This is a genomic window from Mycolicibacterium fluoranthenivorans, from assembly GCF_011758805.1.
Taxonomy (GTDB): Bacteria; Actinomycetota; Actinomycetes; order Mycobacteriales; family Mycobacteriaceae; genus Mycobacterium; species Mycobacterium fluoranthenivorans.
The window spans coordinates 1,775,400-1,788,121 of the sequence record NZ_JAANOW010000001.1 but is presented as its reverse complement, the minus strand read 5'-3'; the positions used below and the strand labels follow the sequence as shown (position 1 = coordinate 1,788,121).

General features: G+C 67.8%; 11 protein-coding genes and 1 pseudogene. 4 read left to right on the top strand and 8 right to left on the bottom strand.

Annotated elements, in window-relative coordinates; translation table 11 throughout:
- The first annotated feature begins 61 nt into the window (after positions 1-61).
- Entirely contained in the window at positions 62-529 is a 468-nt protein-coding gene (locus tag FHU31_RS08780) for an Rv3235 family protein (protein WP_167160803.1), read from the top strand.
- A 6-nt stretch (positions 530-535) separates the two neighbouring features.
- Here FHU31_RS08780 and secA read toward each other — a convergent pair whose 3' ends face one another.
- The 7 genes from secA to FHU31_RS08745 form a co-directional block, all read right to left on the bottom strand.
- Positions 536-3,349 carry a preprotein translocase subunit SecA gene (secA, locus tag FHU31_RS08775; protein WP_167157513.1) on the bottom strand — a complete coding sequence of 938 codons (2,814 nt, stop codon included), beginning with the start codon at positions 3,347-3,349 and terminating at the stop codon, positions 536-538.
- A gap of 153 nt (positions 3,350-3,502) precedes the next feature.
- Positions 3,503-4,177, bottom strand: coding sequence for a ribosome hibernation-promoting factor, HPF/YfiA family (hpf, locus tag FHU31_RS08770; RefSeq protein ID WP_090355765.1), 675 nt, complete (start codon positions 4,175-4,177; stop codon positions 3,503-3,505).
- A 303-nt stretch (positions 4,178-4,480) separates the two neighbouring features.
- The gene (locus FHU31_RS08765) at positions 4,481-5,110 is read right to left on the bottom strand and encodes a ComF family protein (RefSeq protein ID WP_167160801.1); all 630 of its coding nucleotides are present in this window, start codon (positions 5,108-5,110) and stop codon (positions 4,481-4,483) included.
- A 76-nt stretch (positions 5,111-5,186) separates the two neighbouring features.
- Entirely contained in the window at positions 5,187-6,953 is a 1,767-nt protein-coding gene (lpqB, locus tag FHU31_RS08760; RefSeq protein ID WP_167157511.1) for an MtrAB system accessory lipoprotein LpqB, read from the bottom strand.
- Positions 6,950-8,599, bottom strand: coding sequence for an MtrAB system histidine kinase MtrB (gene mtrB, locus FHU31_RS08755; RefSeq protein ID WP_167157509.1), 1,650 nt, complete (start codon positions 8,597-8,599; stop codon positions 6,950-6,952). The genes lpqB and mtrB overlap by 4 nt, the downstream gene beginning before the upstream one ends.
- Complete coding sequence (gene mtrA, locus FHU31_RS08750) at positions 8,596-9,282, bottom strand: two-component system response regulator MtrA (protein WP_090355772.1); 687 nt, start codon at positions 9,280-9,282, stop codon at positions 8,596-8,598. Before mtrA ends, mtrB begins: the two co-directional genes overlap by 4 nt.
- A gap of 52 nt (positions 9,283-9,334) precedes the next feature.
- Positions 9,335-9,964: a dTMP kinase gene (locus tag FHU31_RS08745; RefSeq protein WP_167157507.1), complete on the bottom strand. Its 630-nt coding sequence runs from the start codon at positions 9,962-9,964 to the stop codon at positions 9,335-9,337.
- Between the two features lie 87 nt (positions 9,965-10,051).
- On the opposite strand from FHU31_RS08745, the gene FHU31_RS08740 reads away from it, so the two are divergent.
- The 3 genes and pseudogenes from FHU31_RS08740 to FHU31_RS32275 all read left to right on the top strand — a co-directional run.
- The gene (locus FHU31_RS08740; protein ID WP_167157505.1) at positions 10,052-10,774 is read left to right on the top strand and encodes a WXG100 family type VII secretion target; all 723 of its coding nucleotides are present in this window, start codon (positions 10,052-10,054) and stop codon (positions 10,772-10,774) included.
- A complete protein-coding gene (locus FHU31_RS08735; RefSeq protein ID WP_263987914.1) occupies positions 10,771-11,058 on the top strand; it encodes a WXG100 family type VII secretion target in 288 nt (95 codons plus the stop codon). Before FHU31_RS08740 ends, FHU31_RS08735 begins: the two co-directional genes overlap by 4 nt.
- A pseudogene (locus tag FHU31_RS32275) lies at positions 10,941-11,732 on the top strand (PE domain-containing protein); the annotation flags it as partial. The gene FHU31_RS08735 and the pseudogene FHU31_RS32275, both read left to right, overlap by 118 nt.
- 78 nt (positions 11,733-11,810) lie before the next feature.
- On the opposite strand, the gene FHU31_RS31470 reads toward FHU31_RS32275, so the two are convergent.
- The gene (locus FHU31_RS31470) at positions 11,811-12,476 is read right to left on the bottom strand and encodes a hypothetical protein (protein WP_234901166.1); all 666 of its coding nucleotides are present in this window, start codon (positions 12,474-12,476) and stop codon (positions 11,811-11,813) included.
- Positions 12,477-12,722: the final 246 nt, after the last annotated feature.

The following is a 12,722-nucleotide window of genomic DNA, read 5'->3' as shown; positions in this document are numbered from 1 at the left end:
GAGAGACACTGTGACGACCCTTCCGCATGTAGCCACACAACCGACCACCCCGCGCGTGGCGATGCCGATCATCGATTGCGAGCCGCCGGCACTGGGGCCCGTCGCCTGCCCGCCACCGGTACTGCGCAGGCGGTCCGCAGCGCATCTACGGCCCGTTACCCGGGCCGATGCGCCGCCGCCGGGCGCCGGAACTCCCCTGCCGCCACCGGCGGCCGGCACCTTCGCCGATCATGCCCTGCGCCGCGTCCTTGAGGTGATCGACCGCAGGCGCCCGGCCTCGCAGCTGCGGGGTGTGCTGGCGCCGGGCCTCGTCGACGCCACCGCGGCGCTGGCCCGCACACCCCAACCGGGCGGCACCGCGGTGCTGCGCCGGGTGGGTTTGCGCCGGGCCTCCGACTGCCCCGACAACGACGTCAGCGCCGCCGAGGTGTTCGCCAGCTACACCCGGGGCGCGCGGGTGCGTGCCATTGCCGCACGCATCGAACTGGTCTGTGACCGCTGGCAGGTGGTGGCCCTGCAGGTGGGTTAGCGCCGCTCAGCGGCCGCGGGCCTTGGCGTCGCGCGCCTGCTGACGGGCCGCCTCGCGACGCTCCTTGCGGGTGCCCGGTTCCGTCGCTGCGTGCCGCCCACCGGCGGGCCGCTGCACCTCTGCCGAACCGTCCTCGGACGGCCCGGAATAGGTGAGCCGCGACGAACCGTCTGCTCCGTCGTCGATCCCCTTGGCGTGCAAGCCCGATGGCCGCTGCTTGGTGGCCACTTGGCCCTGCGCCTGCTGGGCCGCGGCCGCCGCGAATTCGGCCAGACCCTGCGACATCGGCTGCGCCGCGGGAGCGGGCGCCGGCGGTGCGGCCTCGACGGCGACGTTGAACAGGAAGCCGACCGACTCCTCCTTGAGACCGTCGAGCATCGCGACGAACATGTCGTAACCCTCGCGCTGGTACTCGACCAGCGGGTCACGCTGGGCCATCGCGCGCAGGCCGATGCCCTCCTTGAGGTAGTCCATCTCGTAGAGATGCTCGCGCCACTTGCGGTCGATCACGTTGAGCAGCACATTGCGCTCCAGCTGACGCATCGCGCCCTCGCCGCCGATCGCATCGATCTGCTTCTCGCGCTCGGCGTACGCCCGCTCCGCGTCCTCGACCAAGGCGCCGAGCAGTTCATCGCGGGTCAGCTCGCCGGGCTCTCCGACTGCTCCCGAATCGAGGAGATCGTGATGATCGATACCCACCGGGTACAGCGTCTTGAGCGCCTCCCACAGTTTCTCCAGATCCCAGTCCTCCGAGTAACCCTCGGCGGTGGCACCGTCGACATAGGCGGTGACCACGTCGACCAGCATGTCGTGGGCCTGCTTCTGCAGGTTCTCCCCCTCGAGGATCATCCGGCGCTCTTCGTAGATGACCTTGCGCTGCTGGTTCATCACCTCGTCGTACTTGAGGACGTTCTTGCGGACCTCGAAGTTCTGCTGCTCGACCTGGGTCTGTGCACTCTTGATCGCGCGGGTCACCATCTTGGCCTCGATGGGGACGTCCTCGGGCAGGTTCAGTCGCGTAAGCAGGGTCTCCAGCGTGGCACCGTTGAACCGCCGCATGAGCTCATCACCCAGCGACAGGTAGAACCGCGATTCACCCGGGTCGCCCTGACGGCCGGAGCGACCACGCAGCTGGTTGTCGATACGTCGTGACTCATGACGCTCGGTACCCAGCACGTAGAGACCGCCGACCGCGATCACTTCCTCGGCCTCGGCCTTGGCTTCGTTCTTGATCGCCTTGACGGTCGACTCCCAGGCGGCGTCGTACTCCTCCGGCGTCTCGACCGGGTCGAGGCCCATATCTTTGAGCCGCTTGTCGGCGAGGAACTCGACGTTGCCGCCCAGCACGATGTCGGTACCGCGGCCGGCCATGTTGGTGGCCACCGTGATGGCTCCGCGCCGCCCGGCCTCGGCGATGATGTTCGCCTCCTGCTCGTGGTACTTCGCGTTGAGCACGTTGTGCGGGACCTTGCGCTTGGTGAACTGCCGCGACAGGTACTCCGAGCGTTCCACCGAGGTGGTGCCGATCAGGACCGGCTGCCCCTTCTCATAACGTTCGACGACATCGTCGACGACGGCGATGTACTTGGCCTCTTCGGTCTTGTAGATGAGGTCGGAGGCGTCGACGCGGATCATCGGCCGGTTGGTCGGGATGGCCACCACACCGAGGCCGTAGATCTCGTGCAGCTCGGCGGCCTCGGTCTGGGCGGTACCGGTCATACCGGAGAGCTTGTCGTAGAGCCGGAAGTAGTTCTGCAGCGTGATCGTGGCCAGCGTCTGGTTCTCGGCCTTGATCTCGACGTGCTCCTTGGCCTCGATGGCCTGGTGCATACCCTCGTTGTAGCGGCGGCCGATCAGCACGCGGCCGGTGAACTCGTCGACGATGAGCACCTCACCGTTGCGGACGATGTACTCCTTGTCGCGCTCGAAGAGTTCCTTGGCCTTCAGCGAATTGTTCAGGTAGCTGACCAGCGGCGAGTTGGCGGCTTCGTACAGGTTGTCGATGCCGAGCTGATCCTCGACGAACTCGACACCGATCTCGTGCACGCCGATGGTGCGCTTCTTCAGGTCCACCTCGTAGTGGACGTCCTTCTTCATCAGCGGGGCCAGCCGGGCGAACTCGGAATACCAGTGCGAGGCGCCGTCGGCCGGACCGGAGATGATCAGCGGGGTGCGGGCCTCGTCGATGAGGATCGAGTCGACCTCGTCGACGACGGCGAAGTTATGGCCGCGCTGCACCATCTCGGGCACCGAGTGCGCCATGTTGTCGCGCAGGTAGTCGAACCCGAACTCGTTGTTGGTGCCGTAGGTGATGTCGGCCGCGTAGGCGGCGCGGCGCTCATCGGGGGTCAGCCCCGACAGGATGACGCCGACGTCGAGCCCCAGGAAGCGGTGCACGCGACCCATCTGCTCGCTATCGCGTTTGGCCAGGTAGTCGTTGACGGTGACGATGTGCACGCCCTTGCCGGACAGTGCGTTGAGGTAGGCCGGCAGCACACCGGTCAGGGTTTTGCCCTCACCGGTCTTCATCTCGGCGACATTGCCGAAGTGCAACGCGGCGCCACCCATGATCTGGACGTCGAAGTGGCGCTGGCCCAGCACCCGCCAGGCGGCCTCGCGGGCCACCGCGAACGCCTCGGGCAGCAGGTCGTCGAGTTCTACGCCGTCGGCGACGCGCTTGCGGAACTCGTCGGTCTTGGCACGAAGTTCGGCGTCGGTCAGCTTCTCCACGTCGTCGGACAAGGTGTTCACATAGTCAGCGACCTTTTTGAGGCGCTTGACCATGCGGCCTTCACCGAGACGGAGCAACTTATCCAGCACGCTATTTCCTCTTCAGTGGATGAACATCACAGCAGGTAACTGCGGTCCATCGTAGGTGAACGAAATCGGCGGCCCGGCGAGATACGGCCCGAAGACGCAACGAGCCCCCGGCTGCGCGCCGGGGGCTCGTGCTCGGATCTCGCTCCGTGGGAGTCAGGACAGCCTGATCAGCCCGTAGTCGTAGGCGTGTCTGCGGTAGACGACGCTCGGTCGGTCGGATTCCTTGTCGTGGAACAGGAAGAAGTCGTGCCCGACCAGTTCCATCTCGTAGAGGGCGTCATCGACGGTCATCGGGGTGGCCTCGTGCTCCTTGGTACGCACAATCCGGCCGGGCTCGTGATCGTCCACCGCGATCTCGGTCTGCACCGACTCGGGGGCGGTGGTGGGCAGGTCCTGCTCCGGGATCACCGCGGTCGCCTCGTGCAGAGAGACGGGCCTCTTGTCACCGTAGTGAATCTTGCGCCGGTCCTTGCTGCGACGTAGCCGGTTCTCGAGTTTGCAGACCGCCGATTCCAGGGCCGCATAGAAACTGTCGGCGCAGGCTTCCCCGCGTACCACGGGGCCTCGGCCGCGCGCGGTGATCTCGACATGCTGACAATTTTTGCGCTGGCGCCGATTCTTCTCATGGTCGAGTTCGACATCGAAAAGGTAGATGGTCTTGTCGAACCGCTCCAGTCGCGCCAGCTTCTCGGAGACGTAGAGGCGGAAGTGGTCGGGAACCTCGACATTGCGGCCCTTGACGACAACGTCGGCGTTGGTGGCCGGCGTGAGGTCCTCGTCTTCGACGACCATGGTAGTGCGATCGGTTTGCACGGATTGGGTTGACATACTTGACAACTCGTTTCTCCTGCGGTGTCGCACGCGCGTTGCGTGCCCGGATTGTCAGAACACGCGTCGGCGGGAAAGTGCATATGCGGCGCCCGCCGGCGCAAGGTGTCGAGTGATCACCTCCTACCGTGTCTTGGCAGCCGCTCGGTTCACGGGCGCCCCGGTGAGGGGGTGCCGCCGTGAAACCTTCACGGGTGGTTGGCCCCAACGTAGTCCGTGTTCACCTGACTGTGCCACCAATTTCGCAGACCTGTTTTGAGTTCTTCATCTGACGGCAATCGAAGACATCGTCGCCGCGGGTCATCACGCGTTTGCGATGGCGAGCACCGCGTGCACCGACACGCCGGAGGTTTGCAGCGCGTCGACGGAGGCACATGCCGTGGCGCCGGTGGTCACCACATCGTCGAGCAGTACGACGGGGGCTGCGGGCAACGCGCGGACGCGGACGCGGCCCGCCAGATTCCGTTGCCGGTCCGCACTGGAGAGGCCGACCGAATCGCGTGCGAGGCCGGTCAACCGCAGCGCGCGGGTGACCGTGACGCCCGCCAGGGGTGCGACCGCGGTTTCGGCCACCCTGGTGACCGGGTCGCCTCCGCGTCGACGGGCCGCCGTCCAGCGCGTCGGCGCGGGCACCACGATCAGCGGCGTCTCCAGCAGGCCCCAGGTGAGCAGCTGCGTCAGTCCGGTGCGCACCGCCCCTGCCAGCGGCTCCACCAGATCGGCCCGGCCGTGTTCCTTGACCGCGACGATCGCCTGCCTGCGTGCCGCGGCATAGCGGCCCAGCGACAACACCGGCACCCCGGGGTCCAGCCGCGGTGTCACGACGCGGGGGTCGGCGGCCTTGGTGCGCAGTTCGGCGGCGCATGCCGGGCACCAGCGCACACCCGGGGCGCCACAGCCTCCGCACTCCACCGGCAGCACCAGATCAAGCAGCACGGACCCAGTGTGGCCGTGGCGTCTGACATCCCGTCCCGGGCGGAGGTGCCGACAGACCGGCCCGTTGCCACCGTCAGCCGGGGAGCACCGGCAGCGCCCCGGCGACCATGAGCGGCCGCACCTCGGCCCAGCTCATGTTGTCCTCGGCGGCCGACCCGGACAGCTGCAGCACACCGCGCTGATCGGCGACGTACACCGTGGATGGATTGGCCGCGACGGTGGTCACCGGCGCCAACAGGTTCTGGGCCGGCCCGTCGGAGTTCACCCCGTCGAGATTCACGTACGACACCGGGTGTGCCGTATCGGTGCGGGTGACGACGATGTCGTCCCCGGTGCGCCAGGACAGCGACACCGCGGTGTCGCCGAGCCCGAAGCCCAGCCGGCGCGGGTACGTCAGCGCGTACTGCCCACCGGGAGTCTGCTCGACGCCCGCCAGGATCACCTGGCCGTTGATCACCATGGCCGCGCGGGTGCCGTCGCGGGAGAGTTGCAGTTCGGAGATGGGCCCGGAGAACTTGGTCGCGACGGCCGTCGAGTCGACGGGGATGCGCGCGGGCTGCCCCGAGGCCGCCTCCTGGAGCACGCGCACCACATTGTTGCCGTCGACGACGATCCAGATGGCGTCGTCGAGCGACCAGGTGGGCCTGGTGAGCGTGCGCCCGTCGATGGCCTGGCCGGTATCTCCGCCGAGCGGACCGATCCACAGCGAGGACGACATGTCGGGGGCGCCGGGTCGCAGCAGTACCACCGTTGCCGCCTCCTGGCCGCTGCGCGACAGCGCCGCGGACACCTGACCCGGCATCTGCCCGAACGAACCGGGAACCCGGGGTGCGTTCTGGCCGTCGAGGGACACCATCGAACCACCGATGAGCGCATGCAAGCCCGCCGCGGCACCGTCGGCAGCACCGGGGTCGCTGGCCGCCACGTCGGCGGTGTTCCACCCGTCGGCGAATCTGTCGTCGAGGGCCGCGCCGTCGGCGTTGATGACGTACGGCCCGTTGATACCGGCCCGGGACAGCGTCCAGATGATCTGCGCCGCAAGCAGTTGACGGGTGTGCGGATCCGTCGTCGGCAGATTCTCCAGGTCGATGCGGGCGCCCCCGTAGCCGCGTCCGACACCCGTCTTGCCACCGTCGGCCCGGGTCACCGGGCCGCGCAGGCGCAGCGGGGCGGCCAGCAGGTTGCGCACCGTGCGCGCCATCTCCGGACGCGGCCCGGTGGTCAGTTTGGTGACGAGTTCGGTGGCCAACTGGTCGGCGTCGGCGACCGCCACGTAGCGCGGATCGGGTACGACGGTCTTGCCGGTGGGGTCGGAGAAATACAGCGTGCTGCGCTTATAGGTCTGCTGGAACTGCTGCCAGTCCAGGAAGACACCGTTGGGCAGTTTGTCGATGCGCCAGCCGCCCGGGGTCTTCACCAGTTCGATCGGACCCGGGTCGGGCAAGGCGCCCTCCGCAGTCTCGAACACCCCGACGTCGGACAGCGAACCCAGCATGTCGGCCCGCATGTTCACCGAAACCCGTTCGGGTCCACGGGTTTCCACGAACACGACCCGGTCGATCAGCAGGGCACTACCGGCGTCGTCCCAGCCACGTGACGCCGATTCGGTGAGAAACTGCCGGGCCGCCAGATGCCGGTTGGCGGGATCGGCGGTCGCCTTGAGGAATTCGCGCAACAACACATCGGGGTCCATGCCCGGGGTGGGCGTGGGCAGGCTCGGCGGGGCGGGCCGGTCGACGGTGCCGATCGCCTGCGGGGACGACGAACTCGGTACGCCGGCGCAGCCGGCCAGCGAAACGATCAGCACCACAAGCCACGTCAAGGCCGGCAGGCGCTTCACACGCCCTCCCCCGCCGGTTCGCGTTCCCGGCGTGCGGGTGCGGCCTGATCGACGGGTTTGAGCGGCAGCGGGCTGGTGGTCACCTTGTGACCGCGCACCAGCGGCAGGGTGAGCCGGAAGCATGCACCCTTACCCGGTTCGCCCCAGGCCTCCAGCCGACCCTGGTGCAGCCGGGCGTCCTCGATGCTGATCGCCAACCCCAGCCCCGTGCCGCCGGATCGGCGCACCCGGGACGGGTCCGACCGCCAGAACCGGCTGAACACCAACTTCTCCTCACCGGGGCGCAGACCGACGCCGAAGTCACGGACCGTCACGGCGACGGTGTCCTCGTCGGCGGCCATCCGGATCTGCACCGGCTTGTGCTCGGCGTGGTCGATCGCGTTGGCGATGAGGTTGCGCAGAATGCGTTCCACCCGACGGGGATCCACCTCGGCGATCACCCCGGTCAACGGCATGTCGACGTCCAGTTCGATACCTGCGTCGGCGGACAGGTGCCCCACGTTGTCCAGCGCGCTCTGCACCACCGACCGCAGATCGACCGCTTCGACGGCCAGCTCGGCGACGCCGGCATCGTGGCGGGAGATCTCCAGCAGATCGGCGAGCAGGGTCTCGAAGCGGTCGAGTTCGTTGACCATCAGCTCGGTGGAACGCCGCAGCGCCGGGTCCAGGTCCTCGCTGTGGTCATAGATCAGGTCCGCCGCCATCCGCACCGTCGTCAACGGGGTGCGCAGCTCGTGACTGACGTCAGAAGTGAAGCGGCGCTGCAGGTTTCCGAACTCTTCGAGCTGGGTGATCTGCCTGCTGAGGCTCTCGGCCATATCGTTGAAGGACACCGCCAGCCGCGCCATGTCGTCCTCGCCGCGCACCGGCATGCGTTCGGTGAGATGGCCTTCGGCGAACCGCTCGGCGATCCGCGACGCCGACCGCACCGGCAGCACGATCTGGCGTGCCACGAGCAGCGCGATGGCCGCGAGCAGTCCGAGCAGCACGACGCCGCCGGTGGCCATGGTGCCGCGCACCAGCGAGATGGTCGATTCCTCGTTGGTCAGCGGAAAGATCAGGTAAAGCTCCAGATTGGTGACCTGCGAGGATGTCGGGCTGCCGACGATCAACGCGGGACCGGAGAAGCCGTCGGTGTGTACTCCGGCGTACTGGTAGCTGACCTGGCCGGCCTTGACGAAATCGCGTAATTCCTTGGGCACCTGCTGTACCGGTCCGGCCGCGGTGGCGGCGCGGGGTCCGTCGCCGGGCACCACGAGAACGGCGTCGAAGGCGCCGGCCAGCCCCGCACCGGTGTCGACCTTGCGGTCGATGAGGGTGTTGCGCGCGAGTTGCAGGCTGCTGTCGAGGGATCGGGTCTCCTCGCCACCGACGATGCGACTGACGGTGTTGCGGGCGCGTTCGATCTCCTCGGTCGCGGCCCTGACCTTGACCTCGAGAATGCGGTCGGTGATCTGACTGGTGAGCACAAAGCCGAGCACCAGGATGACCGCCAGCGACAACCCGAGCGTCAGGCTGACCACCCGCAGCTGCAAGGACCGCCGCCACGCGAAACCGACTGCCCGGCCGAGCGCAGCCAGACCCCGCACCATCGGGCCCGAGCCGCGGAAGCGGCTGCGGACGCGACGCCGCGAGCCGAAGATCACGGCGGTCCGGCCTTGTATCCCACTCCTCGAACGGTCAGCACCACCTGCGGGTTCTCCGGGTCGGTCTCGACCTTGGCCCGCAACCGCTGGACATGCACGTTCACCAAACGGGTGTCGGCTGGGTGACGGTATCCCCACACCTGTTCGAGCAGCACATCACGAGTAAACACCTGCCGCGGTTTGCGTGCCAACGCCACCAGCAGGTCGAACTCCAGGGGCGTGAGGGAGATCTGTTCCCCCGCACGGGTCACCTTGTGTGCGGGCACATCGATGTCGATGTCGTGGATGGACAGCAGCTCAGCGGGCTCGTCGTCGTTGCGGCGCAGCCGGGCCCGGACGCGCGCCACCAACTCCTTGGGTTTGAACGGCTTCATCACGTAGTCGTCGGCGCCGGACTCCAGGCCCAGCACCACGTCGACGGTGTCGGTCTTGGCCGTCAGCATGACGATCGGCACGCCGGAGTCGGCGCGCAGCACGCGGCACACGTCGATTCCATTCATGCCGGGCAACATCAGGTCGAGCAGCACGAGGTCGGGGCGCAGTTCGCGCACCGCGGTGAGGGCCTGGGTGCCGTCGCCGATGACCGCGGTGTCGAAACCCTCGCCACGCAGCACGATGGTGAGCATCTCGGCCAGGGAGGGGTCGTCGTCCACGACCAGGATCCGTTGCCTCATGGGCCCCATCGTGTCACCAAATCGTGACAAACCGCCGGTGCCACACCGCGTCAGTTTCGACCTATGCGAGGAGGGTCTCGGCCAGTTGCCCCGGATGGATATCCGGGGCGGCCACCGCCCACCGGCCGGCCCAGTCGGCAGCGGCCAGCGCGCGGTACACCTCACCGGTCCGGCGTTGCAGTCCGCCGTCACGCTCGTAGGCGTCGCGGGCGCGGTCGGCTTCCTGCGCCGCGCGGGACACGGCGCGCTGCTCGGCCAGCTCCACCGGGACGTCGAGCAGCACCTGCCAATCCGGTCCGGGCAGGTTCAGCCGGCCGAATTCGAGGTCACGCACCCAGGCCACCACCTCCCCGTCGGCGTGCTGGTGCAGCCGGGCCGCGCTGTAGGCGGCATTCGACGCCACGTAGCGATCCAGGATGACGACGTCGTGAGAATCCTTGCGGCGGTTGATCTCGTCGCGGGCGCCGGCCCGGTCCAGGGCGAACAACGTCGCCATCGCGTACACCGAGTCGGCCAGGTCGCCATGGCCGCCGTGCAGCGCCTCGGCGGCCAGGTCGGCGTGGATCGATTCGCCGTACCGGGGGAAGGCCATCGTGGTGACGGTTTTCCCGCGGGCCTCGAAGTCCGCCCGCAGGCCCTCGGTCAGAGTTCGCTTGCCGGCGCCGTCCAGACCTTCGATGACGATGAGCACGGGGCGAGCGTAACTGGTGCATCAGGGTGCCCTTGGGGGCGAATAAGCTGCACAGTGGTGTCGGCCGTCCGATGACACGGGGGTGAGATGGAACGTCCGGTCGAAGTTGTCGTGTCCGAACTGCATCTTGCCGCGAACCGGCTGCGGGAGGCGGGGCAGCGCTTGCAGGACGGCCTGTCCAGCGTGGACCTCGAAACCCGGGAGCTCTTGGGGTCGGGCTGGAAGGGTGACGCCGCGTCCGCCTACTCCACCGCGTGGGACCAGTGGCACCACGGTGCGGGCCAGGTGGTCCGCGGGGTGCAGACCATGTCGGACCTGCTTAGGGTGGCCGGCGATCAATACGAGAGAACCGACGAGCAGGCCGCCGGTGCGGTGGCGTCGTCGTTCCCCGCGTCGGGTGCCGGTGACGGTCAGGGCACCCCGTCGGGCTCTCCGGCGGGCTCTCCAGCGAGCGGCGCGACGGCGCAGCCCTCGTCGGGTGCGGCGTCCGGTTACTCAGGATCGTCCGACGCACTGTCTTCTTCGGTAGGGCAAGTGGGTCAGGTCGGTGGGCAGGTGACCTCCGGGCTGGCACAGGCCGGTCAAACGGCCGGCGCCATGGTGACGCAGGCCGCACAGGCAGCCGCTGGGGTGGCGCAACAGGTCGGCCAGACCATCGAGCAGGCGGTCGAGAAGGCCGTCGAGACGGCGAAAGATGCCAAGGACCCGGAAGACCACGACGGGGCAGCGCCCGGCGATGACGGGCCGACGGGGGCACCGGTCGAGCCGCCCGCTGACTCCCAGACGCCCGGCCGCGAGGTGCCGCAGTGACTCAACTGGTGGTCGATTTCGGGAAGATGCAGGCGGCAATCGAGCACATGCAGGCGTTCGAGCGTGAAGTCACCGAATGCCTGGAGGACATCGACAGCACGATGGCCACGCTGCGCACGTCCTGGCATGGCGAAGGTTCGGATGCCCAGGCGCAGGCTCAGCAGCAATGGGAGGACGGCGCCGAGCAGATGAAGTCGGCGCTGAAGCAATTGCGGTCCATCGCCCAGTCGGCCGAAAAGAACTACACGGAAGCCGTCACCAAGAACGGCGCGATGTGGGGGTAGTCGCCTCGGCACACGGCCGGATCGACGTCGACCCGGATGTCCTGATCGATGCCGGCAAGCGGGTCGAATCGCTCGGGTCACAACTGGGGATGTTGTGCGACTCGTTGAGTTCCGCTCTGGGAAGCGGCATCTCCTCAGGTGCGGATACGGCCGGGCTGAGTTTCGCTCTCGATTACGGGCGCCAGGCACAGGATTTCGCCGATACGCTCGCCAAGGCGGCGAATGCGTACAAGGCCGTTGGGCGGATGCTTCAAGCCACGGGCTACAACTACAAAAACGCCGATGCAGGGTCGACCATCGGCGGTCATGGTGCGCCCGGCGCCGTCGGTCCACAGCCGAGCGACACCGTGGCCGGCGATATGCCCGCGGGCCCGAACGGGGTCATGGTCCCGCCGCCTCCCATGTGGTACCTCGTCGAGCCGCTGCTGCTGACGCTGCCCGGCCTGGGATTGTTCGGGGCGGCAATGACCTGGCCGTCCGGAAACGCGGCAATGATGAATGTGCTTGCCGCCCAATGGCGTAACTTTGCGACCGGGTTCGCCATCTTTCAATCCGAATTGAACGGGCTCAAGCCCGCTGTCGCCGCCCAGGACATCCCCGAAGGCGCGAAGATCGGCGAGGCCTTCGACTCCATCGGCGAGGCCATGGCGGGCCTGACGACCACGGCTTCGGATTTGGCCCAGCACATCACCAGTTTCGCCCGGGAGGTGCAGCAGACCCAAGATGCCATTCGCCGCCTGCTGGATCGACTGTCACTGTCGGGTTTGTGGGACACCGTCACCGACTTCTTCAGCGGCGACGGAATGAAAGTCCTGCGCGAGGTCGCACACGACGTGGGCACCGTGCTGAGCAATTTCCAGCGCCAGGTCGAGGGAATTGTCGGTCTGCTCAACGAACTCAAGAATCTCATCAGCGATGCCGCAGACGCATTCGAGAAGTGGGTCCGGCCTGTCCTGGTGGCGCAGTTCGGCGACGGCGTGGGCAATGCCCTGGCCGATGCCGTCACGCTCTACACCGATTTCGAGGTCGGTATCGCGAACGGCCTGATCAATACGGTGTCCGGCGTGGTGTCGATGGCCAACCCGGAGATGTGGGAGGGCCTGGCCAAGACGGCATGGGCAGTGGCCAACGATCCGTCGAAGGCACCGGGCGTGCTGGCCGAGATGGGCAAGCAGTTCATCGCCTTGGACCAGTGGACAGGTGACCATCCGACCCGCGGCGCGGGCGAGGCGGCGTTCAACATCGGGTCCTTGTTCGTGCCCGGTGGCGCGCTGTCGAAGACGGGCAGCGTCGCCAAGAGTCTGAACATGACCAGGCGAATCTTGGATGAAGGTCGCCTGCCCAAGCTCGGGGAGATCGGCCCGTGGAGTCGGGGCGCACCCAGCGTCGAGGGTCTGGGTGATCTCCCTGGCGGACAACGGATTCCAGATGTTCCCGAGGTCCGGCCCGGTGCGATTCCCGACTCGCTCGTGGGCCCGAGCGCACCTCATGGCATCGACGCGCCCACCGCCCCGCACGGACTCGAGGGGCCGTCCGGACCGCCCGATCCGCCGGGACCGCAGAGCACCCCCGGTGGACCTCATCAAGGAACAGGTGGCGGTGACGGTCCCCCGCCGGAGCCTCCCGGACGTTCCGTTCCGCCTTCGGATCCCGGCCCGGGGCGC

Coding starts and splice junctions, on each gene's coding strand:
- FHU31_RS08780 (WP_167160803.1), top strand. CDS start 62: ATGCCGATCATCGATTGCGAGCCGCCGGCACTGGGGCCCGTCGCCTGC.
- hpf (WP_090355765.1), bottom strand. CDS start 4,177: ATGTCAACCCAATCCGTGCAAACCGATCGCACTACCATGGTCGTCGAA.
- mtrA (WP_090355772.1), bottom strand. CDS start 9,282: ATGGGGCCCATGAGGCAACGGATCCTGGTCGTGGACGACGACCCCTCC.
- FHU31_RS08740 (WP_167157505.1), top strand. CDS start 10,052: ATGGAACGTCCGGTCGAAGTTGTCGTGTCCGAACTGCATCTTGCCGCG.